The 22,417-nt window shown below is 68.2% G+C and carries 20 protein-coding genes; 15 read left to right on the forward strand and 5 right to left on the reverse strand.

Annotated features, from left to right (window positions below; translation table 11 throughout):
- The first annotated feature begins 114 nt into the window (after positions 1-114).
- From ABUE31_RS14300 to deoA, 6 genes are read left to right on the forward strand one after another with little or no spacing between them, the layout of a single operon-like run.
- Positions 115-1,647: an ABC transporter ATP-binding protein gene (locus ABUE31_RS14300; RefSeq protein ID WP_367724321.1), complete on the forward strand. Its 1,533-nt coding sequence runs from the start codon at positions 115-117 to the stop codon at positions 1,645-1,647.
- Positions 1,644-2,786: an ABC transporter permease gene (locus ABUE31_RS14305; protein ID WP_367724322.1), complete on the forward strand. Its 1,143-nt coding sequence runs from the start codon at positions 1,644-1,646 to the stop codon at positions 2,784-2,786. The genes ABUE31_RS14300 and ABUE31_RS14305 overlap by 4 nt, the downstream gene beginning before the upstream one ends.
- 1 nt (position 2,787) lies before the next feature.
- Positions 2,788-3,759 carry an ABC transporter permease gene (locus ABUE31_RS14310; RefSeq protein ID WP_367724323.1) on the forward strand — a complete coding sequence of 324 codons (972 nt, stop codon included), beginning with the start codon at positions 2,788-2,790 and terminating at the stop codon, positions 3,757-3,759.
- Positions 3,760-3,800: 41 nt separating this feature from the next.
- Entirely contained in the window at positions 3,801-4,193 is a 393-nt protein-coding gene (cdd, locus tag ABUE31_RS14315; RefSeq protein WP_367724324.1) for a cytidine deaminase, read from the forward strand.
- Positions 4,190-4,984 (forward strand): purine-nucleoside phosphorylase, encoded by a 795-nt coding sequence (locus tag ABUE31_RS14320; RefSeq protein WP_367724325.1) that lies wholly within the window; start codon positions 4,190-4,192, stop codon positions 4,982-4,984. The genes cdd and ABUE31_RS14320 overlap by 4 nt, the downstream gene beginning before the upstream one ends.
- Before the next feature lie 2 nt (positions 4,985-4,986).
- The gene (gene deoA, locus ABUE31_RS14325; protein ID WP_367724628.1) at positions 4,987-6,306 is read left to right on the forward strand and encodes a thymidine phosphorylase; all 1,320 of its coding nucleotides are present in this window, start codon (positions 4,987-4,989) and stop codon (positions 6,304-6,306) included.
- A 42-nt stretch (positions 6,307-6,348) separates the two neighbouring features.
- Here deoA and ABUE31_RS14330 read toward each other — a convergent pair whose 3' ends face one another.
- The 3 genes from ABUE31_RS14330 to ABUE31_RS14340 all read right to left on the reverse strand — a co-directional run bounded on the left by ABUE31_RS14330 (position 6,349) and on the right by ABUE31_RS14340 (position 8,737).
- Positions 6,349-6,915 (reverse strand): TIGR02281 family clan AA aspartic protease, encoded by a 567-nt coding sequence (locus ABUE31_RS14330; RefSeq protein ID WP_367724326.1) that lies wholly within the window; start codon positions 6,913-6,915, stop codon positions 6,349-6,351.
- Positions 6,916-7,038: 123 nt separating this feature from the next.
- Positions 7,039-7,668 (reverse strand): uracil phosphoribosyltransferase, encoded by a 630-nt coding sequence (gene upp / locus ABUE31_RS14335; protein WP_367724327.1) that lies wholly within the window; start codon positions 7,666-7,668, stop codon positions 7,039-7,041.
- An 88-nt stretch (positions 7,669-7,756) separates the two neighbouring features.
- Entirely contained in the window at positions 7,757-8,737 is a 981-nt protein-coding gene (locus tag ABUE31_RS14340) for an adenosine deaminase (protein WP_367724328.1), read from the reverse strand.
- A 122-nt stretch (positions 8,738-8,859) separates the two neighbouring features.
- Here ABUE31_RS14340 and ubiE point away from each other — a divergent pair, with 122 nt between their 5' ends.
- The 8 genes from ubiE (at position 8,860) to gstA (ending at position 15,813) form a co-directional block, all read left to right on the forward strand.
- Complete coding sequence (gene ubiE / locus ABUE31_RS14345) at positions 8,860-9,636, forward strand: bifunctional demethylmenaquinone methyltransferase/2-methoxy-6-polyprenyl-1,4-benzoquinol methylase UbiE (RefSeq protein ID WP_367724329.1); 777 nt, start codon at positions 8,860-8,862, stop codon at positions 9,634-9,636.
- 25 nt (positions 9,637-9,661) lie between these two features.
- Positions 9,662-11,236 carry a 2-polyprenylphenol 6-hydroxylase gene (ubiB, locus tag ABUE31_RS14350; protein WP_367724330.1) on the forward strand — a complete coding sequence of 525 codons (1,575 nt, stop codon included), beginning with the start codon at positions 9,662-9,664 and terminating at the stop codon, positions 11,234-11,236.
- Positions 11,237-11,287: 51 nt separating this feature from the next.
- Positions 11,288-11,533, forward strand: coding sequence for a FitA-like ribbon-helix-helix domain-containing protein (locus ABUE31_RS14355; protein WP_367724331.1), 246 nt, complete (start codon positions 11,288-11,290; stop codon positions 11,531-11,533).
- Positions 11,530-11,940: a type II toxin-antitoxin system VapC family toxin gene (locus tag ABUE31_RS14360; RefSeq protein WP_367724332.1), complete on the forward strand. Its 411-nt coding sequence runs from the start codon at positions 11,530-11,532 to the stop codon at positions 11,938-11,940. Before ABUE31_RS14355 ends, ABUE31_RS14360 begins: the two co-directional genes overlap by 4 nt.
- An 8-nt stretch (positions 11,941-11,948) precedes the next feature.
- Entirely contained in the window at positions 11,949-13,178 is a 1,230-nt protein-coding gene (gene coaBC, locus ABUE31_RS14365; RefSeq protein ID WP_367724333.1) for a bifunctional phosphopantothenoylcysteine decarboxylase/phosphopantothenate--cysteine ligase CoaBC, read from the forward strand.
- 202 nt (positions 13,179-13,380) lie between these two features.
- Complete coding sequence (gene panB, locus ABUE31_RS14370) at positions 13,381-14,214, forward strand: 3-methyl-2-oxobutanoate hydroxymethyltransferase (RefSeq protein WP_367724334.1); 834 nt, start codon at positions 13,381-13,383, stop codon at positions 14,212-14,214.
- The gene (gene panC, locus ABUE31_RS14375) at positions 14,214-15,068 is read left to right on the forward strand and encodes a pantoate--beta-alanine ligase (protein WP_367724335.1); all 855 of its coding nucleotides are present in this window, start codon (positions 14,214-14,216) and stop codon (positions 15,066-15,068) included. The genes panB and panC overlap by 1 nt, the downstream gene beginning before the upstream one ends.
- Positions 15,069-15,207: 139 nt before the next feature.
- A complete protein-coding gene (gene gstA / locus ABUE31_RS14380) occupies positions 15,208-15,813 on the forward strand; it encodes a glutathione transferase GstA (RefSeq protein ID WP_367724336.1) in 606 nt (201 codons plus the stop codon).
- Between the two features lie 44 nt (positions 15,814-15,857).
- Here gstA and ABUE31_RS14385 read toward each other — a convergent pair whose 3' ends face one another.
- Complete coding sequence (locus tag ABUE31_RS14385) at positions 15,858-18,188, reverse strand: Tex family protein (RefSeq protein ID WP_367724337.1); 2,331 nt, start codon at positions 18,186-18,188, stop codon at positions 15,858-15,860.
- Positions 18,189-18,320: 132 nt separating this feature from the next.
- On the reverse strand, positions 18,321-20,792 hold the full coding sequence (gene gyrB / locus ABUE31_RS14390; RefSeq protein WP_367724338.1) for a DNA topoisomerase (ATP-hydrolyzing) subunit B: 2,472 nt from the start codon (positions 20,790-20,792) through the stop codon (positions 18,321-18,323).
- Between the two features lie 243 nt (positions 20,793-21,035).
- Here gyrB and ABUE31_RS14395 point away from each other — a divergent pair, with 243 nt between their 5' ends.
- On the forward strand, positions 21,036-22,403 hold the full coding sequence (locus tag ABUE31_RS14395) for a cytochrome P450 (RefSeq protein WP_367724339.1): 1,368 nt from the start codon (positions 21,036-21,038) through the stop codon (positions 22,401-22,403).
- The last annotated feature ends 14 nt before the right edge of the window (positions 22,404-22,417 follow it).

Here is a 22,417-nt window from a genome sequence, read left to right on the forward strand (position 1 = left end):
AAATTGACAAGCCGGCGCGGATTTGACGAGATGTGCGGCGGGGAGCCGCGATTGGCAGCCGATATGCGGCATGCTAGCTCTTGCGACAAGAAAAATAAGGTGGGAACCGGCCGCATGGCTGAAGCCGCAATCGAACTCGTCGGCATCAACAAGAGTTTCGGCGCAGTCAGGGCGAATCGCGACATCAACCTCGCGATCGAGCGCGGCTCGATCCTCGGCATCGTCGGCGAGAACGGGGCCGGGAAGTCGACGCTGATGTCGATCCTCTACGGCTTCTACCAGGCCGACAGCGGCGAGATCAGGGTCGACGGCAAGCCCGTCGCGATCAAGACCCCCAACGACGCCATCGCGCTCGGCATCGGCATGGTCCACCAGCACTTCATGCTGGTCGAGAATTTCTCCGTCATCGAAAACGTCATCCTCGGCGCCGAGCACGAGGCGCTGCTCAAGAGCAGCATCGCCAATGCGCGCTCCGAACTCGAGCGCCTCGAGCACGAGTACGGCCTCGAGGTCGACCCCGACGCGATCATCGAGGAACTGCCGGTCGGCCTGCAGCAGCGCGTCGAGATTCTGAAGGCGCTCTACCGCGGCGCCGAGATCCTCATCCTCGACGAGCCGACCGGCGTGCTGACGCCGGCCGAGGCCGACCACCTGTTCCGCATCCTCAAGCAGCTCAAGGAGCAGGGCAAGACGATCGTCCTGATCACGCACAAGCTGCGCGAGATCATGGCCATCACCGACACCGTCTCGGTCATGCGCCAGGGCACCGTGGTGGCGACGCGCGCGACCGCCGACACGACGGTCGAGGAACTGGCCGAACTGATGGTCGGGCGCCGCGTGCTGCTGCGCGTCGAAAAGGGCGAATCCCGCCCGGCGGAGGTGAAGCTCTCCGTCAACGGACTGACCGTGAAGGATTCGCGCGGCGTCACCATGGTCAAGGACGTCTCCTTCGACGTGCGCGGCGGCGAGATCGTCGGCATCGCCGGCGTCGCCGGCAACGGCCAGTCGGAACTGCTCGAGGCGGTCTCCGGCATCCGCCGCGCCGTAGCCGGGACCGTGCTGCTCGACGGCAAGCCGATCGCGGTCACCGGCGACGCCGACCCCGGCGAACTGCGCGACCGCGGCCTGGCGCACGTGCCGGAAGACCGCCACCATGTCGGCCTGGTTCTCGCCTTCGAGGAGAGCGAGAATTCCATTCTCGGATATCACGACAAGCCACAATATCTGAAAGGCCCGTTCCTCGACCTCAAGGCGATCCACGCCGACGCCCAGGAAAAGATCGCCAAATACGACATCCGTCCCGCCAACGACCGGCTGAAGACGGCGAACTTCTCCGGCGGCAACCAGCAGAAGATCGTGCTCGCGCGGGAAATGGAGCAGGACCCGGGCGTGCTGATCGTCGGCCAGCCGACGCGCGGCGTCGACGTCGGCGCCATCGAGTTCATCCACAAGCAGCTGATCGCCATGCGCGACCAGGGCAAGGCGGTGCTGCTCGTCTCGGTCGAGCTCGACGAGATCCGCTCGCTTTCCGACCGCATCCTCGTGATGTTCGACGGCCGCGTCGTCGGCGAGCGTGGGCCCGACGCCACCGAAGGCGAGCTCGGCCTCCTGATGGCCGGCGTCGAGAAGCAGGAGGCCGCCGAGTGAGCACCCCCTACGCGAAGCTCCCCGGCTGGGCCGACTACGGGCTTATCCCGCTCATCAACCTGTTCGTCGCCTTCGTCGTCGCCGGGCTGGTGGTGCTGCTGGTTGGCGAGAACCCGGTCCGCGCCGCCGTCATCCTGGTCGACGGCGCCTTCGGCAGCGGCCAGGGCATCGCCTACACGCTCTACTACGCCACCAACTTCATCTTCACCGGGCTCGCCGTTGCGGTCGCCTTCCATTGCGGCCTGTTCAACATCGGCGGCGAGGGCCAGGCCTACATCGCGGGCCTCGGCGTCGGCGTCGTCTGCCTCGCCTTCGACCATGTGCTGCCGTGGTGGCTGACCTTTCCGCTTGCCATCCTCGGCGCGGCGGCCGTCGGCGCGCTATGGGCGCTGATCCCCGCCTACCTGCAGGCCAAGCGCGGCTCGCACATCGTCATCACCACCATCATGTTCAACTTCATCGCGGCGTCGGCGATGGTCTACCTGCTGGTCGACGTGCTCAAGCCGCGCGGCTCGATGGCGCCGCAGACGCGCCAGCTCGCCGAAGGCGCGCAACTGCCAAAGCTCGGCTGGCTGCTGCAGGAGTTCGGCCTGACCGTCCGCCCCTCGGCGCCGCTCAACCTGTCCTTCCTGCTGGCGCTGGTCATGGCCTTCGTGGTCTGGGTTTTGATCTGGCGCACCAAGCTCGGCTACGAGATCCGCACCATGGGCTTCAGCCCGAAGGCGGCGCGCTACGCCGGCATCTCGGAGACGCGCATCATCATCGTCACCATGCTGATCTCGGGCGCGCTCGCCGGCATGATGGCGCTCAACCCGATCATGGGCGACCAGCACAACGTCTCGCTCGACTTCGTGTCGGGCGCCGGCTTCGTCGGCATCGCGGTTGCGCTGATGGGGCGCTCGCATCCGGCCGGCATCGTGCCGGCGGCGATCCTGTTCGGCATGCTCTATCAGGGCGGCGCGGAACTCGCCTTCGAGATGCCCAACATCAGCCGCGACATGATCGTCATCATCCAGGGCCTCGTCATCCTGTTCGCCGGGGCGCTCGAGCACATGTTCAGGCCCTGGGTGCAGGCCCTGTTCGCCAGCTTCAGCCCCCGCTCCGTCGGGATGCCGCAGACCCGGGGGGAGAGCGCCTGACATGGAGTTCGTCGACACCCTCATCAACATCCTGAACTCCACCATCCGCGTGTCGGTGCCGCTGCTGCTCGCCTGCCTGGCCGGCCTCTATTCCGAGCGCGCCGGCGTCTTCGACATCGGGCTCGAAGGCAAGATGCTGGCCGGAGCGTTTGCCGGCGCGGCGGCCGCCGCCGTCTACGGCTCGGCGTGGATCGGCCTCGTCATGGCGGTGCTGGTCTCGGTCGGCCTGGCGCTGGTGCACGGCTTCGCGTCGATCACCCATCGCGGCAACCAGATCGTCTCCGGCGTCGCCATCAACTTCATCGCCGCCGGATCGACCATCATCCTCGGGCAGGCCTGGTTCCAGCAGGGCGGCCGCACGCCGTCGCTACCGGCCGAGGACCGCTTCGGCGCGATCACGCTGCCGTTTGCCGACGCGCTGCGCGACGTGCCGGTCATCGGCCAGCTCTATTCCGGCCTGCTCTCCGGCCACACCCTGCTTGCCTACATCGCCTTCCTCGCCGTGCCGTTCACCTGGTGGGTGCTGTTCAGGACGCGCTTCGGCCTGAGGCTGCGCGCCGTCGGCGAAAACCCGGCGGCGGTCGACACGGCGGGTATCTCCGTGACCTGGCTGCGCTACCGCGCCGTCATCTGCACGGGCGTTCTGACCGGGCTCGCCGGCTGCTACATGGCGCTGTCGCAGAACGCCGGCTTCGTCAAGGACATGACCGCCGGGCGTGGCTACATCGCGCTCGCAGCGCTGATCTTCGCCAAATGGAAACCGGTGCCGGCGATGTTCGCCTGCCTGCTGTTCGGCTTCCTAGACGCGCTCTCGATCCGCCTTCAGGGAACGCCGCTGCCGCTCATCGGCAAGGTCCCCGTCCAGTTGATGCAGGCGCTGCCGTACATCCTCACCGTCATCCTGCTCGCCGGCTTCATTGGCAAGGCCATCCCGCCGCGCGCCGGCGGCGTGCCTTATGTGAAGGAACGGTAGCCTCGCCGGCCTGACGCAACACGGACGAAAGAAGAAAAAGCATGTCCCACGATCTCTTCCTTGCGGCCAAGTCGGCCATGGCGAAAGCCTATGCCCCCTATTCGAAGTTTTCGGTCGGCGCGGCGCTGCGCTGCGACGACGGCCGCGTCTTTTCCGGCGCCAACGTCGAGGTCGCCTCCTACCCGGAAGGTTGGTGCGCCGAGACAACCGCGCTCGGCCACTACATCATGGGCGGCGGCGGCAGGATCACCGAGATCGCCGTCATCGCCGAGCGCATGCCGAGGGTCACCCCCTGCGGCGGCTGCCGCCAGCGCCTGGCGGAGTTCACGCGCCCCGAAACCAAACTCCACCTCTGCGACGAAAGCGGCGTCGTCGAGACCGTCACCATGGGCGAGATGCTGCCCTACGGCTTCGCCGGGGACATCCTGAAATGACCGCCGCCGCCATCCTCGCCGAACGGCTCGGCGCCCTGAAACCCGACCTGGCCATAGTGCTCGGTTCCGGCCTCGGCCCGCTCGCCGGCGAGGTGGAGAACGCCGTGCGCATCCCCTATGGCGACCTGCCGGGCTTCCCGAAAAGCGGCGTCAGTGGCCACGCCGGCGAGGTCGTCGCGGGCCATTTCGGCGGCCGGCCGGTGCTCCTGCTCGCCGGCCGCGCGCACTACTACGAGCACGGCGACGCCGCTGTCATGCGCCCGGCGCTCGAGACGCTCGCGGCGATCGGCATCACCAGGCTCGTCCTCACCAACGCCGCCGGCTCGCTGCAGGCCGACATGCCGCCCGGGTCGGTCATGCTGATCACCGATCACATCAACTTCTCCGGTTCCAACCCGCTGTTTGGCGAACCCACCGACCGCCGCTTCGTCGGCCTGACCGAGGCCTATGACGGCGGCATGCGCAAGGCCTTGCTGGACGCCGCCACCGCCACCGGCACGCCGCTCCACCAGGGCGTCTACATGTGGTTCTCGGGCCCCTCCTTCGAGACGCCCGCCGAGATCCGCATGGCGCGCGGCTTCGGCGCCGACGCGGTCGGCATGTCGACCGTTCCGGAGGTCATCCTCGCGCGTTTCCTCGGCCTGCGCGTCGCCGCCTGTTCGGTGGTGACCAACCTCGCCGCCGGCATGACGGGGGACGAACTCTCGCACCAGGAGACCAAGGACATGGCGCCGATCGGCGGCGCGCGGCTGTCGGCGATCCTCAGGCACGCGATCGCGGAAGGGCTGTGACCGTGCTGCCCCATGAGATCATCCGCAGGAAGCGCGACGGCAAGCCGCTGTCGACGGAAGAGATCGCCGCCTTCGTCGCGGGCATCTCGTCCGGCAAGGTTTCGGAAGGGCAGGTCGCGGCCTTCGCCATGGCGGTCTTCTTCAACGGCATGAGCCGCGACGAGGCCGTCGCGCTGACGCTCGCGATGCGCGATTCCGGCGACACGCTCGACTGGTCGGACCTGCCCGGCCCGGTCACCGACAAGCATTCCACCGGCGGCGTCGGCGACAATGTCTCGCTGATGCTGGCGCCGATCGTCGCCGCCTGCGGCGCCTACGTGCCGATGATTTCCGGCCGCGGGCTCGGCCACACCGGCGGCACGCTCGATAAGATGGACGCCATTCCCGGCTATGTCAGCCAGCCCGACAATGCGCTGTTCCGCAAGACGGTGCTGGCGGCCGGCTGCGCGATCATCGGCCAGACCGCGGCGCTCGCTCCCGCCGACAAGCGTTTCTACGCCATCCGCGACGTCACGGCGACGGTCGAATCCGTGCCGCTGATCACCGCCTCCATCCTGTCGAAGAAGCTCGCCGCAGGGCTGCAGTCTCTGGTGCTCGACGTCAAGGTCGGCAACGGTGCCTTCATGGCGAAAAGCCGCGACGCGACCGAACTCGCTAAAAGCCTGGTCGAGGTCGCCAACGGCGCGGGCACGCGCACGTCGGCGCTGATTACCGGCATGAACGAGCCTCTGGCCTCGGCCGCGGGCAACGCCGTCGAGGTGCTCAACGCCATCGACTTCCTGGCCGGACGCCGGCGCGACAGGCGGCTTTTCGAAGTCACCATGGCGCTTGCCGCCGAGATGCTCATCGCCGCCGGCATCGCCGGCTCGAACCGCGAAGGCATGGCGCGCGCGACGGACGCGCTGGACAGCGGCCGCGCCGCCGAGGCTTTCGCGACGATGGTGGCCACCCTCGGCGGCCCCGCCGACTTCATGGATCGGCCCCTCGCCTATCTGCCCAAGGCGCCTTTCGAGCACGCTGTCGCGGCCGGGGAGAACGGGCATGTCACCGGCATCGAGACGCGCGACATCGGCCTTGCCGTGGTCGCGCTGGGTGGCGGCCGCACCAAGCCCGACGACGTGATCGACCATGCGGTCGGGATCACCGGCCTGCTGCCAGTCGGCGCCGAAGCGGTGAAGGGCGAGCCGCTCGCCATCGTCCATGCGCGAACGCGGTCCGCCGCCGAGACGGCCGCGCGGGAGATCCGCGCCGCCTACACGATCGGCAGGACGCGCCCATCGGTGCAGAAGGCCGTGGTCAGGCGCATCGCGCCGGGCGTCTAGGGCAAGTCCGGACGGGCGAAATCCGGCCGGGATTGCCCCGGGTCACTGGACCAGCAGCAGGGCGCCGTTCTCGACCTGGTATTTCGCCAGGCGCTTGAGGAAGCTGACGCCGATCAGCGTGCCATCGAGCGCCTTGTCGTCGAGCACCACGGCCTCGACATCCTCGACCAGGATGCGGCCGATCTGCAGCTTGTCGATGGTGACGCCGGCCGCCCGGGTCTCGCCGTTCGCAGTCCTCACCTTGTATTTGAAATCGGCCGGCATGACCTTGATGCCGACCCGGCGCGCCGTCGACGCATTCATCGCCACCAGCGTCGCGCCGGTGTCGACCAGCGCGTCGACGCTGCGCCCGTTCAGCCGGAAATCCGCGCTGAAGTGGCCCTGACCGTCGGCGGCGATGCGCACCTTTCGTCCGAGCAGCACCTCGGTGGTCGGCGCGGGCGCATTCGCCGTGCGTATCTCGGCCTTGGCGATCGTCTGCGGCGCGGCCTGGGTTTCCCCGGCCTGGCCCAGCAGGCGGCGGAAGAGATCGGGGTTGCGCTCGTACAGAAGCGGCACCGACGCCGAGGCGACGGCACAGACGACGAGGATGATCAGCTTGCGCAGCATGTCCGGGACCGGTTAGTCGGCCCGATCATAGCCGTCGGCGGCCATCGCGGCCTTAACGGCGGCCGCGATGGCCGCCGGAACCTCGCGGTTTCCGGCGGTTGTGTTAACGGTGGGTAAACGCCGCTACTTCGTGCCGTACATGCGGTCGCCCGCGTCGCCGAGGCCGGGCACGATATAGCCCTTCTCGTTCAGCCGCTCGTCGATCGAGGCGGTGAAGACCGGCACGTCGGGATGCGCGGCGGTGAAGCGCTCGATGCCCTCCGGCGCCGCGAGCAGGCACAGGAACCGCAAATTGGTGGCGCCGCGCCCCTTCAGCATGTCGATCGCCGCGATCGCCGAATTGGCCGTCGCGAGCATCGGGTCGACGACGATCACCAGGCGGTCGCCAAGGTCGCTCGGCGCCTTGAAGAAGTACTCGACCGCTTGCAGCGTGTCGTGGTCGCGGTAGAGGCCGACATGCGCGACGCGCGCCGCCGGCACCAGGTCGAGAAGGCCCTCGAGCAGCCCGTTTCCAGCCCGGAGCACCGAGGCGAAGACCAGCTTCTTGCCCTCCAGCGTCGGCGCCTCCATGGTTTGCAGCGGCGTCTCGATCGTCTTGGTGGTCAGTTCGAGGTTGCGCGTCACCTCGTAGCCCAGCAGCAGCGAAATCTCGCGCAGCAGCCGCCGGAATCCCGCGGTGGAGGTTTCCTTGTCGCGCATGATCGTCAGCTTGTGCTGCACGAGCGGATGGTCGACCACCGTGACGCTTTTCATGGGAACTCTCCTGGAACCGTGGCTTTTGGCCGACCCTAGCGGGATTGCTCCGCGCAAGAAACGGCCTAGCCGCAGCCGACCACAATTTTCAGCGGCGTTGGCCGGCCCGGCCGAGCTTCGCCAGCAGCGCCTGCTTGGTCTTGCGGTCGACGAAAGCCGCCTCGATGGCCGTCCTGGTGACGCCCAGCAGCGCCTTGTCGCTCATGCCGAAGTGCACGGACGCGATGTCGTATTCGCGCTTCAGGGACGTATGGAAATAGGGCGGGTCGTCCGAATTCAGCGTCACCTTGCATCCGGCCGCCATCAGCGCCGGAAACGGGTGTTCGGCGAAACTGGGGAAGACCGCCAGCGCGACGTTCGAGCCCGGGCAGCATTCCAGCACCACGCCCTCGTCGGCGATGCGTTTGACGAGGTCCGGGTTCTCGATCGCCCGGACGCCGTGGCCGATGCGCGAGGGCCGGATGTGGTCGAGCGCGGCTGCCACGGTCTGCCACCCGGTGAGTTCGCCGGCATGCACGGTGATGCCCAGTCCGGCCTCGCGCGCGATCTCGAAGGCGCGCACGAAATCGTCGAAGCCGCCGATCCGCTCGTCGCCGGCGAGGCCGAGGCCGGTCACCAGCGGATTGCCGCATTTCACGGCGAAACGCGCGGCCTGCTCAACCGCCTCGATGCCGACATGGCGCACGCCGGTGACGATCATGCGCGCCTCGATGCCGGTCTTGGCTCTCGCCCTGACGATCCCCTCGCCGAGGGCGTCGGCATAGGCGGCCGGCGACAGTCCCGCCTTCAGCGCATGGTCGGGCGAGATGAAGAACTCCGAATAGACCGCGCCGTCGCGCGCCAGGCTCGTCAGGTAGTGCTCGGACAACCGCGCATAGTCGTCCTCCGTGCGGAAGAGATCGGCGGAAAAGTCATAGGCGGCGAGGAAGGAGGTGAAGTCATGCCAGACGAAAGCGCCGTCCCGGATGAAGGGCGACGCGTCCCTGCCGTATTTCGTCGCCTGGCGGATGACGAGTTCCGGCGACGCCGCCCCCTCGATGTGGCAGTGCAGTTCCGCTTTCAAAGGCATGCTGGTTCCATATATGAGCTTGGGTTGACGCCCGCCCGGCGCGGCCGAACACCGCGCCGGCAACCATAGCGTCGCCGGAAGTGATCGGCTATGGTCCGGCCGCCTTGTATTGGTACACGATAATGTCAGAACAACGTTCCACCGCCGCCCAGGATATGGCGACCTCCTACGGCTTCAAAAGCGTCGACGAAGGCGCCAAGCAGCCGCTCGTCAACGAGGTCTTCCACAAGGTCGCCGGCCGCTACGACCTGATGAACGACCTTATGTCGGGCGGGCTGCACCGCTTGTGGAAGGACGCCATGGTCGCCTTCCTCAATCCGCCGAAGCGCGACGGCTGGCGCGTGCTCGACGTCGCCGGCGGTACCGGCGACATCGCCTTTCGCATCGTCGATGCCTCGCACGGCCATGCCCGCGCGACGGTCCTCGACATCAACGGCTCGATGCTGGCGGTCGGCCGCGACCGCGCCGAAAAGAAGGGCTACGCCGACGCCGTCGACTTCGTCGAGGCCAATGCCGAGGAACTGCCCTTCGCCGACGAGACCTTCGACGCCTACACGATCGCCTTCGGCATCCGCAACGTGCCGCGCATCGACGTGGCGCTCGCCGAGGCCTTCCGCGTGCTGAAGCCCGGCGGCCGCTTCCTCTGCCTGGAATTCTCCGAAGTCGACATGCCGCTGCTCGACCGCGCCTACGAGGCCTGGTCGTTCAATGCCATCCCGCGCATCGGCCAGGTCGTGACGGGCGAAAGCGAGCCGTATTCCTACCTGGTCGAATCGATCCGCAAGTTCCCCAACCAGGAGAGCTTCGCGGCGATGATCCGCCAGGCCGGCTTCGACCGCGTCACGTTCCGCAACTACACTGGCGGCATCGCCGCCCTGCATTCGGGCTGGAAGCTTTGACGCGGATTTCGGCGGACATCGCGCCATGAGTGACGTCGCAGCGGCGCTCAGGCTGGCACGGGCCGGCTGGATCATGGTGCGCGAAGGCGTCGTCGCGGCGATGCCTGGCGACCAGTTGTCAGGCCTGCCGAAGTTCGGCTGGCGCGTCGCGCGACTGTTCACCAAGCGGCGCGCCCTGCGCCGCGGGCGCAGCGACCGGCTGGCGGCGGCGATCGCGCGCCTCGGCCCGTCCTACGTCAAGCTCGGCCAGTTCCTCGCCACGCGCCCCGACGTCGTCGGCAACGACATCGCCATCGACCTCGCCTTGCTGCAGGACCGCATGGAAACCTTCCCGATGGCCGATTCGGTATCGGCGATCGAAGGCTCGCTCGGCCGGCCCGTCGGGGACCTCTTCATCACGCTCGGCGAACCGGTCGCCGCCGCGTCGATAGCCCAGGTCCACCCGGCCGAGGTCGAGCGCGACGGCAAGCCCGTCAAGCTGGCGGTCAAGGTCATCCGGCCGGGCGTGCGCCGCGCGTTCCAGCGAGACCTCGACTCCTATTTCCTCGCCGCGCGCATGCAGGAGCGCTACATCCCGGCAACCCGCCGGCTGCGTCCAGTCGAGGTGACCCGTACGCTCGCCCAGACCACCAAGATCGAGATGGATCTGAGGCTCGAGGCCGCGGCGCTGTCCGAGATCGGCGAGAACACCAGGGATGATCCGGGCTTCCGCGTGCCGGCCGTCGACTGGGCGCGCACCGGCCGCGACGTGCTGACGCTCGAATGGATCGAGGGCACGAAGCTGTCGGATGTCGCCGGGCTCGCCGCCGCCGGCCACGACCTCGAGGGGCTGGCCGCCACGCTCGTCCAGTCGTTCCTGCGCCACACGCTGCGCGACGGCTTCTTCCATGCCGACATGCATCCCGGCAACCTGTTCGTCGAGCCGGACGGCACCATCGTCGGCGTCGATTTCGGCATCACCGGGCGGCTCGGCAAGAAGGAGCGGCGCTTCCTCGCCGAGATCCTCTACGGATTCATCACGCGCGACTACCACCGTGTCGCGGAGGTGCATTTCGAGGCCGGCTACGTGCCGCGCACCCACAATGTCGACGCCTTCGCTCAGGCCATACGCGCCATCGGCGAGCCGATCCATGGCCAGCCGGCCGAGACGATCTCGATGGCGCGCCTGCTGACGCTGCTGTTCGAGGTGACCGACCTGTTCGACATGGAGACCCGGCCCGAACTCGTTCTGCTGCAGAAGACGATGGTGGTCGTCGAGGGCGTGGCGCGCACACTCGATCCGCATTTCAACATGTGGAAGACGTCCGAGCCCGTCGTCGGCGCCTGGATCCGCGAGAACCTCGGCCCCAGGGGCATGCTCGACGACGCCCGCGAAGGCGTCGGCGCGCTGGTCTCGCTGGCCCGCCAGGCGCCCGACCTCGCCCACCGCGCCGAGCGCCTGTCGCGCGAGTTTGACGCCATGGCCGAGAACGGCCTGCGCTTCGACGAGGAGACGGCCCGCGCCATCGGCAAGGCCGAGGCGCGCGCCGCCCGCTGGGGCCGCGTGGCGCTCTGGGTCATCGCGCTGGCGCTGGTCTGGATCGGCTGGCAGATCAGCTGATTTGACTGCAATGCTAGCAATGCTTACATTGCTAGCATTGGAGACTTCATAATGGCCACTATGATGATCCGCAATGTCCCCGACGACCTGAAGCGTGAATTGCGCAGGCGAGCAGCCGATCGCGGCGTCTCGATGGAACAGGAGGCGCGCGACGCGCTCGCCCGCGGCGTCGCTACGCCTGTTGGTCGCCGGCGGAAACCGATCCTCGACGAGTTGCGCAAGTTGGGCGCAAAGCCTACCGAGCCTTTCGACCTGAAGCAGGTCAGCGACGAAATGTGGGATGAAGGCCTTCGGTGAGCGGCTTCGTCATCGATACCTCGGCCATCATCTCTGTGCTGCTGCGCGAGCCGGACGCCGATATGTTCAGGGTCTATCTGGACCGGACGGCTTCACCAATGGTTAGTGCAGCGACGGTTCACGAGACGTACTGTGTGTCCGTTCGTGACAACTTTCCGATGAAAGCGCGTCAGGTGGATGAGTTACTGGATTTGGTCGAACCGGAAATCGTTCCCTTTGACGCCGGGCAACTCGCGATCGCCCGTGATGCCTATGCTCGATATGGCAGAGGCAGTGGCAGGGCAGCAGTACTGAACATGGGCGACTGCTTCGCCTACGCCTTGGCAAAGTCCCGCAATCTCCCCCTTCTGTTCAAGGGCGACGATTTCGTCCATACCGACATCAAGCCGGCGCTGAAGCCGGCATGACGGTGGCCATGACCCTTTCCGGAAAGCGCATCCTGCTCGTCATCGGCGGCGGCATCGCCGCCTACAAGTCGCTCGACCTGATCCGCCGGCTGCGCGAGCGCGGCGCGGCGGTGCGCTGCGTGATGACGGCGGCCGCGCAGGAGTTCGTCACCCCGCTCTCGGTCGGCGCGCTCACCGCCGATCATGTCTTCACCGACCTGTTCGACCGCCAGGACGAGCACGATGTCGGCCATATCCGCCTGTCGCGCGAAGCCGACCTGATCGTCGTCGCGCCGGCCACCGCAGACCTGATGGCGAAGCTCGCCGGCGGCCTAGCCAACGACCTCGCCTCAACCGTCCTGCTGGCGACCGACAAGAAGGTGCTGATGGCGCCCGCCATGAACCCGAGGATGTGGACGCACGCCGCCACCCGGCGCAACCGCGGGACGCTCGAAAAGGACGGCATCGCCTTCGTCGGGCCCAACAGCGGCGAAATGGCCGAGAGCGGCGAGGCCGGCGCCGGCCGCATGGCCGAACCGCTGGAGATCGTCGCGGCGATCGAGACTGTTTTCGACAGCCGCCCCAAGCCGCTCGCCGGCAAGAAGATCATCGTCACCTCCGGCCCGACGCACGAGCCGATCGACCCGGTGCGCTACATCGCCAACCGCTCGTCGGGCAAGCAGGGCCATGCGATTGCCGCCGCGCTCGCCCGGCTCGGCGCCGACGTCCGCCTGGTTTCCGGCCCGGTCACCATCCCGGACCCCCTCGGCGTCAAGACCGTGCATGTCGAGCGCGCCGAGGAAATGCGCGACGCGGTCGAGCAGTTGCTGCCGGCGGACGCCGCGATCTTCGTCGCGGCGGTCGCCGACTGGCGAACCGCCGATTCGGCCGGACAGAAGATCAAGAAGGTCGCCGGCAAGGGACCGCCGGCGCTTAAGATGGTCGAGAACCCCGACATCCTTGCCACCGTCGGCCACCACAGGAAGCGGCCCTGGCTGGTCATCGGCTTCGCCGCCGAGACACAGAACGTGCTGAAGAACGCCGAAGCCAAGCTGAAGAAGAAGGGCGCGGACCTCATCGTCGCCAACGACGTCGGCACTGCCGGCACCAGTTCGGGCGGCGTCATGGGCGGCGACCGAAACCGCGTGAAGGTCGTCTCCAGGGCCGGCGTCGAGGAATGGCCCGAACTCTCCAAGGACGAAGTGGCGGACCGCCTCGCCGCCCTCGTCGCCAGCCGGCTGGCGACGACCGCCGTGTAGCGCCGGCTGCCGGGTTCACGCTGCGGCATCTTTCCTTCTTCGTACTTGCACAAAATTGTGGCAAACGCGGCCACGCTCATGCGCGACACGCTTGAGCGCGAAGCCGGAACCGCGTCCCCAGGAAGCCGGTTCAGGCCAGACCCCTCGGGACGGAGCCGCCGATGTCGACCGCCACCTCATTTTCTCTGCCCCGGAAGACGCCGTGAGCGCCGCCGCCCAGGCGAGCGGGGCCAGCCCGAAATCCATCCGCGCGAGGAAGGGCGGCGCGCCCCTCGCCTGCCTGACGGCCTACACCACGCCGGTCGCTCGTATCGTCGACCGCCACTGCGACATCGTCCTGGTCGGCGACAGCGTCGGCATGGTGCTGCACGGCCTGCCGTCCACGCTCGCCGTCACGCTCGACATGATGATCCTGCACGGCCAGGCGGTCAGGCGCGGCGTGGAGAACGCGCTGCTCGTCATCGACATGCCGTTCGGCACCTATGAGGAAAGTCCCGCGCAGGCGTTCCGCAACGCAGCCCGCGTCATGGCCGAGACGGGCTGCGCCGCCGTCAAGCTCGAGGGCGGCGTCGACATGGCCGAGACGATCCGCTTCCTCGTCGCGCGCGGCATCCCGGTCATGGCGCATGTCGGCCTGACGCCGCAAGCCGTCAACACGTTCGGTGGCTATGCGGTGCAGGGGCGCGGCGCGGACGCCGCCAGGATCGCCGCCGACGCGAGCGCGGTCGCCGATGCCGGCGCCTTCGCCGTCGTCCTGGAGAAGGTGCCCGAAACGCTCGCCCGCGCCATCACCGCCGACATCGACATCCCGACGATCGGCATCGGCGCATCGGCGGCCTGCGACGGCCAGATCCTCGTCGTCGACGACATGCTCGGCCTGTTCACCGACTTCCGGCCGAAATTCGTCAGGCGCTACGGCGAACTCGGGCAGGCCGCCGCCGAGGCGGTCGCGGCCTATTGCGACGATGTGCGCGCGCGCCGGTTCCCTGCCCCCGAACACGTCTTTTCCGACGTCGCACCAGGGACGACAGCCTGATGGCCGTCTCGATCGCCAGGACTGTTCAGGCGCTGCGCGCGGCCGTTTCCGGCTGGCGCGCCGAAGGCCTGTCCGTCGGCCTCGTTCCGACCATGGGCGCCCTGCATGACGGGCATATCAGCCTTGTCCGCGCCGGGCTGGCGAGAACCGACCGCGTCATCGTCACCCTGTTCGTCAACCCGAAACAGTTCAACAGTCCGGCCGACCTCGCGGCCTACCCGCGCACCGAGGAGAGCGACGCCGCCAAGCTCGCCGTCGCGGGCGCGCATCTGCTCTATGCGCCTGACGCCGAGGCGATCTATCCGCAGGGTTTTTCGACGACCGTTTCGGTCGACGGAGCGAGCGAGGGCATGGAAGGCGCTTTCCGTCCCGGCCATTTCGACGGCGTTGCCACGGTGGTCGCCAAGCTCTTCCTGCAGTCGGGCGCCGACTGCGCCTTCTTCGGCGAGAAGGATTTCCAGCAGCTGCACGTGGTGCGCCGCATGGCGCACGACCTCGACATCGCGATCGAGGTGATCGCCTGCCCGACCGTCCGCGAGGCGGACGGGCTCGCCATGTCGTCGCGCAACGTGCGGCTTTCGCCGGAGGAGCGCGCGCTCGCGCCGCGCCTTGCCGCGGTGCTGTTCGACGCGGCGGAAAAGCTTGCCGCCGGCGCCGCCGCCGCCCCGCTGCTCGCCGACGCCCGCAACGCGCTCGGCCGCGCCGGGTTCGGCGCTGTCGACTACATCGAGCTAAGGTCGCAGGCGACGCTCGCGACGCTCGAGCGCGCGTCGGAGCCCGCGCGGCTGCTCGCCGCCGTCTGGCTCGGCGAGGTCAGGCTGATCGACAACGTCGCGGTCGCGCCAGCTTCCTGAGGCGCCCAGGTCGCCGCATCGTGGCGGCGCCGTTTGTCGCAACAGCCGCCGAGACATAGCGTTCACCGAAACTGCCCTATGCACGCCGCCGCGCGCATGCGAAGGCGCCCGCATCCATCATCCGGAGCCCTTCCAAAAAATGAAACTCTTCTACATGCCCGGCGCCTGTTCACTCGCGCCGCATATCGTCGCCCGCGAGGCCGGCCTCGAGCTCGAACTCGTCAAGGTGGACGGCAAGACGAAATCCACGGAAGCCGACACCAACTTCCTCGACACCAACCCGAACGGCTACGTGCCGGCGCTGGTCCTGCCGGACGGCGAGCTGATGACCGAAGCCTCGGTGCTGGTGCAGTACCTCGCCGACCAGAAGCCGGAGACCGGCCTGATGCCGGCTGCCGGGGTCATGGAACGCTACCGCGTGCAGCAGTGGCTCGCCTTCGTCGCCACCGAACTGCACAAGGTCTTCGGCTCCTTCTTCAAACCCAACACGCCCGAGGCCACCAAGGAAATCAACCGCGAACTGCTCGGCAGGCGCCTTGCCTATGTCGACGGCAAGCTGGAAGGCCGTCCCTACCTGACGGGCGATGATTTCACCGCCGCCGACGCCTATCTCTGGACCATCCTCGGCTGGGCACGGCTGGTCGGCATCGACCTGTCGTCCTTCGCCAATATCCAGCGCTTTCTCGGGACGGTGGGCGCCCGCCCGGCCGTACAGCAGGCCCTGCGCGCCGAGGGCCTTGCCTGACCAGCTACTGACATCGCCCCGGGCTTGCCCGGGGCGATCCGCAGTCAGCGCTTCTGAGCCCTCAAAAGCGCCTCGCCAAGCCCGCCCAGCGACTTCTGTTCCTGCGCGGGCTTGCGGTTGCCGCCGCCCTTGGCCGCGTTGTTTGCGCGCCCGTCATTGCGCGCCCCCCGGTTCGGTCCGGCGCCCTGGCCGTCGCGCCCGCCCGCGCCGGCGTCCTTGCGCATCGACAGGCCGATCCGCTTGCGGGCGACGTCGACCTCGACGACCTTCACCTTGACCACCTGGCCGACCTTCACCACCTCGTTCGGGTCCTTCACGAAGCGGTCGGCGATCTGTGAGACATGCACCAGCCCGTCCTGGTGCACGCCGACGTCCACGAAGGCGCCGAAGGCGGCGACGTTGGTCACCGTCCCCTCCAGCAGCATGCCGGGCTTCAGGTCCTTGATGTCGTCGATCCCGTCGGCGAAGGTCGCCGTCTTGAAGCTCGGGCGCGGGTCGCGGCCGGGCTTCTCCAGCTCGGCAAGAATGTCCTTCACCGTCGGCAGGCCGAAGCGCTCGTCGACGAAAACCTGGGGTTCGAGCTTGCGCAGCGCAGCCCCGTCGCCCATCAGCGCGCGGATGTCGCGCCCGCAGGCCGCCACGATCTTTCGCGCCACCGGATAGGCCTCCGGGTGCACCGACGAGGCGTCGAGCGCCTCCTGGCCGTCGCGGATGCGCAGGAAGCCGGCGCATTGCTCGAAGGTGCGCGCGCCGAGCCGGGGCACCGACAGCAGTTCGCCGCGGCTCCGGAACGGTCCCTGCGTGTCGCGGTGCAGGACGATCGCCTCGGCGACCGACTGGCCGAGGCCCGACACGCGGGCAAGCAGCGGGGCCGACGCCGTGTTGAGGTCGACACCGACGCCGTTCACCGCGTCCTCGACCACCGCGTCGAGCGCCTTCGCCAGGCGATACTGGTCGACGTCGTGCTGGTACTGGCCGACGCCGATCGCCTTCGGCTCCACCTTCACCAGTTCGGCAAGCGGATCCTGCAGGCGGCGGCCGATCGAGATCGCGCCGCGCAGCGAGACGTCGAGGCCGGGAAATTCGGCGGCCGCCAGTTCGGAGGCCGAATAGACCGAGGCGCCGGCCTCCGACACGATCACCTTGGTCGGCTTCGGCGCCGGCATGTCGGCCAGGAGGTCGCCCACCAGCTTCTCGGTCTCGCGGCTCGCCGTGCCGTTGCCGATGGCGATCAATTCGATCCCGTGCTTCACGATCAGGCGGGCGAGTTCCGCCTGCGCGCCGCGCACGTCGTTCTTCGGCTGGAACGGATAGATCGTGGTTGTCTCCAGCACCTTGCCGGTTGCGTCCAGCGCCGCCACCTTCACGCCGGTGCGGATGCCGGGATCGAGCCCGAGCGTCGGCCGCGTGCCGGCGGGTGCTGCCAGCATCAGGTCCTTCAGGTTGCGCGCGAAGACGCGGATCGCCTCTTCCTCGGCGCGCTCGCGCAGGTCGCGCGTCAGGTCGAGCGTCATCTGCAGCGACAGCTTCACCCGCCATGTCCAGCCGACGACCTGCATCAGCCAGGCGTCGGCCGCCGACGCGCCGCCGATCGAGAAGGCGTGGGCGATCATCCGCTCCACCGGCCTGACCGGCGACGTGTCGCCGGCATCGACGACGATCTCGACCGACAGCACGTCGTCGTTGCGGCCACGGAAGATGGCCAGCGCGCGGTGGCTCGGCACCGTCGACCATTTCTCGGAATAGTCGAAATAGTCGGAAAACTTGGCGCCGGCCTCCGCCTTGCCGTCGAGCACCTTGGCCACGACGACCGCATTGTCCTTCATGTAGCCGCGCAGCCGGCCGACAAGCTCCGCCTCCTCGGCGAAGCGTTCGGCCAGGATGTCGCGCGCGCCGTCGAGCGCCGCCTTGGCGTCCGCCACCTCGCCGGCGACGAAACGCTCGGCGGCCTTCTGCGGATCGGTGCTGCGGTCGTCGAAGATCAGGTCGGCGAGAGGCTGCAGGCCGCGCTCGCGCGCGATCTCGGCGCGCGTGCGGCGCTTCGGCTTGTAGGGCGCGTAGAGATCCTCGATCTCCGCCTTGGTGGCGGCCGCGGCCAGCTTTCCGGCCAGGTCGTCGGTCATCTTGCCCTGGCTGGTGATCTCCTGGACGATCGACGCGCGGCGCGCCTCGAAGTCGCGCAGATAGGCCAGCCGCTCGGCCAGCATGCGCAGTTGCGTGTCGTCGAGCCCGCCGGTCGCCTCCTTGCGGTAGCGGGCGACGAAGGGCACGGTCGCGCCTTCGTCGAGCAGCGCGGTGGCCGCCGCCACCTGGCTGACGCTGGCGCCGATCTCGCCGGCGATGACGGCGGCGATCCTCTGCTCGGTAGCGTTCATCGAACGGAATCCTGTTTCATTCTGTGGGCGGCATCGGACGCGGGACGGATCAAGCGACATCCGCCGGCGTCGTCCATGCGAAGGAAGCGGCGGCGCGAACCCGGCGGGCCGCGCCGTGCCTGGCGGCCGACCTCAGACGTCCAGGTTGGCCACGCTCAGCGCGTTTTCCTGGATGAACTCGCGGCGCGGCTCGACCTCGTCGCCCATCAGGCGCGAGAACAGCGAGTCGGCGTCGGTGCCGTCGTTCACCTTGACCTGCAGCAGGGAGCGCACGTTCGGATCGAGCGTGGTTTCCCACAGCTGCTCGGCGTTCATCTCGCCGAGGCCCTTGTAGCGCTGCATCGTCAGGCCCTTGCGGCCGGTCGCGAAGACGGCGTCGAGCAGGGCGAGCGGCCCGGAAACCCGTTCCGACATCTCCTTGCGCTTGAGGAGCGGTGACTGCGCATAGACCTCGCCCAGGCGCGCCGCGTAGCGGTCGAGAGCGCGCGCGTCGGCCGAGTTGATCAGCGCCACGTCGAGCTGCGCGAATTCCTTGACGCCGCGCACGGTGCGCTCGAACACATAACCGCCGCTGCCTTCGTTCGACGGCGAGAGCCGTCCGGTCCAGCCGCGCTCGGTGTCCTCGGCGATCGCGTCCAGCCTTGCCGCGACGGTCTCGGCCATCTTGGCCGCGGCACCGAGGTCGGTGAGGACCGAGGCGTTCAGCGCCCCGGCGATCGCCGCCTGCTCGACCACCGAGCGGTTGTAGCGCGTGTGCAGCCCGTTGATCAGCGAGCGAACGGCGAGCGCATCGTCCACGACGGCGCGAAGATCCTGGCCGGCGCGCGCCTCGCCGTTACCGAGCACCAGCGTCGCCTCTTCCAGGCCGATCCCGATCAGGTATTCCTCGAAGGCCTGCTCGTCCTTGAGATACTGCGAGCTCTTGCCACGGCTCACCTTGTAGAGCGGCGGCTGCGCTATGTAGAGGTGGCCGCGCTCGATCAGCGCCGGCATCTGCCGGAAGAAGAAGGTGAGCAGCAGCGTCCTGATATGCGCGCCGTCCACGTCGGCGTCGGTCATGATGATGATCTTGTGGTAGCGCAGCTTGTCCGGGTTGAACTCGTCGCTGCCGATGCCGGTGCCGAGCGCGGTGATCATCGTGCCGATCATGTCGGAGCTGAGCATGCGGTCGAAGCGCACGCGCTCGACGTTCAGGATCTTGCCGCGCAGCGGCAGGATCGCCTGGTTCTGGCGCGAACGCCCGCCCTTGGCCGAGCCGCCCGCCGAGTCGCCCTCGACGATGAACAGTTCGGACTTCGCGGGGTCGCGCTCCTGGCAGTCGGCGAGCTTGCCGGGCAGCGACGTCACGCCGAGCGTCGTCTTGCGGGTGATGTCGCGCGCCTTGCGCGCCGCCTCGCGGGCCGCGGCCGCCTGGATCACCTTCTCGACGACGACCTTGCCCTCCGACGGATGCTCCTCGAGCCAGGTGCCCAGCGCCTCGTTGACCAGGCTCTCGACCACCGGCCGCACTTCCGACGACACCAGCTTGTCCTTGGTCTGCGACGAGAACTTCGGATCCGGGACCTTGACCGACAGCACGGCCGTCAGCCCCTCGCGGCAGTCGTCGCCCGTCAGCGAGACCTTTTCCTTCTTGGTCAGCCCAGACGTCTCGCCGTAGCCGGTGATCTGCCGGGTCAGCGCCCCGCGGAAGCCGGCAAGGTGCGTGCCGCCGTCGCGCTGCGGGATGTTGTTGGTGAAGGCCAGCACGTTCTCGTGATAGCTGTCGTTCCACCACATCGCGACCTCGACGGAAATGCCGTCCCGTTCGGCCCTGATGGCGATCGGCTGGGCGATCAGCGGCTTCTTGGCGCGGTCGAGATATTTGACGAACTCGATCAGGCCGCCGTCGTAGAGCAGTTCCAGCGACTTCACGTCGGCATGGCGCGCGTCGGTCAGCACGATGCGCACGCCGGAATTCAAGAGCGCCAGCTCGCGCAGCCGGTGCTCGAGCGTCGAATAGTCGAACTCGACCATGGTGAAGGTCTCGCTCGACGGCATGAAGGTGACCTCGCTGCCGGAGCGCCCCTCGTTGAGGCCGGGCTGCTTGTCCTCCTGGTAGGCGCCGGTCGCCGCCAGCGGCCCGTCGGGATTGCCGTGCGTGAAGCTCATCTCGTGGATGGTGCCGTTGCGGCGGATCTTCAGCCGCAACCAGGACGACAGCGCGTTGACGACCGAGACGCCGACGCCGTGCAGGCCGCCCGACACCTTGTAGGAGTTCTGGTCGAATTTGCCGCCGGCATGCAGCTGCGTCATGATGACTTCCGCAGCGGAAATCCCCTCCGAGGGGTGGATATCGGTCGGAATCCCGCGCCCGTTGTCGGTCACCGTGCAGGAGCCGTCGGGGTTCAGCGTCACCGTCACGAGGTCGGCATGGCCGGCCAGCGCCTCGTCGATCGCATTGTCGACGACCTCGTACACCATGTGGTGCAGGCCCGAGCCGTCGTCGGTGTCGCCGATATACATGCCGGGGCGTTTGCGGACGGCATCCAACCCCTTCAAAACCTTGATGGAATCGGCGCCGTAGTCGGTGCCCGCGCCGGAAACGTTCTCGGTCTGGTCGGTCATGAAATGCTTTCGTCGGACTGCTGCGGAAAATGCGGCGATCACCGGCCCCGAATCGGGCGGCTGGACATGCTCCAGATATAGGTCCGAAAGGTGGTTTTTCCAAGGTTTACAGGCGTTTCGCCTTGGGAAAACCCGGTATGGCCGAACGCTCCGGGATTCGGCCGCCCGCGCGGCCGGCCGGCGCCCGCGTATGGCCGTCGGCGGCGGCGCGTACTACATCTGGCGAGACACGCGGAAAAGATCATGGACAGGACGCCCACCCCCTTCGTTCCGCCGGCGCCTTCGCCGCGCACCGAGCCGCCCTCGATGCTGCAGATGATGCGCATCGTCTACAAGAACCCGCTCGAACTGTGGGGCGAGCCCTCCTACAACGAACCCTGGGTTTCGGTCAGCGGCGTCGGCGGGCCGCTGGTCGTCGCCAACGATCCCGCGCTGATCCGCCACGTGCTCGTCGACAACGCGAAGAACTACAGGATGGCAACGGTGCGCCAGCTGATCCTGCGCCCGATCCTGCGCGACGGGCTGCTGACGGCCGAGGGCGACGTGTGGAAGCGCTCGCGCAAGGCGATGGCGCCCGTCTTCACGCCACGCCACATCTTCGGCTTCGCCGGGCCGATGCTCGAGCGCACGAAAGCCTTCGCCGACCGCTACGAGGGCGGCGGCGTGCACGACATCGCCGTCGACATGACCAACCTCACCTACGACATCCTCGCCGAGACGCTGTTCTCGGGCGAGATCGCGGGCGAGCCCGGCAGCTTCGCCCACCAGATCGACCGGCTGTTCGAGACGATGGGCCGCGTCGACCCGCTCGACCTGCTGCGCGCGCCCGAATGGCTTCCGCGCCTCACCCGCATCCGCGGCCGCAAGACGATGGCCTATTTCCGCAAGATCGTCGCCGACACGATGGAGATGCGCCGTGCCCGCATGGCCAGCGATCCCGACGGCGCGCCCGAGGATTTCCTGACCCTTCTGCTGCGCGCCGAGGGACCGGGCGGCCTGACGCGCGGCGAGGTCGAGGACAATATCATCACCTTCATCGGCGCCGGCCACGAGACGACGGCGCGCGCGCTCGGCTGGACGCTCTACTGCCTCGCCGAATCGCCGTGGGAGCGCGGGCCCATCGAGCGGGAGATCGACGCCGTCCTGGCGCGCGAGCCCGACCCGACGAAATGGGTCGACGCCATGCCGCTGGCGCGCGCCGCCTTCGAGGAAGCGCTCAGGCTCTATCCGCCGGCGCCGTCGATCAACCGCGAGCCCATCGTCCCCGAGCAATGGCGCGACCTCTGGATCCCACCGAAAGCGTCCGTCCTGGTGATGCCGTGGACCGTGCACCGCCACAGGAAACTCTGGGAGAACCCCGACGCCTTCATGCCGTCGCGGTTCCACCCGGGAAACCGCGAGAAGATCGACCGCTACCAGTACCTGCCGTTCGGCGCGGGACCGCGCGTCTGCATCGGCGCGAGCTTCGCCATGCAGGAGGCCGTCATCGCGCTTGCCGTCCTGATGAGCCGCTTCCGCTTCGACACCACGCCGCAGACGGATCCATGGCCGGTGCAGAAGCTGACGACGCAGCCGCAGGGCGGGCTGCCGATGCGGGTGAGCGCGCGGTGAGGCTCACCCGCCGC

This window comes from Mesorhizobium marinum, assembly GCF_040813675.1.
Classification (GTDB): Bacteria; Pseudomonadota; Alphaproteobacteria; order Rhizobiales; family Rhizobiaceae; genus Mesorhizobium_K; species Mesorhizobium_K marinum.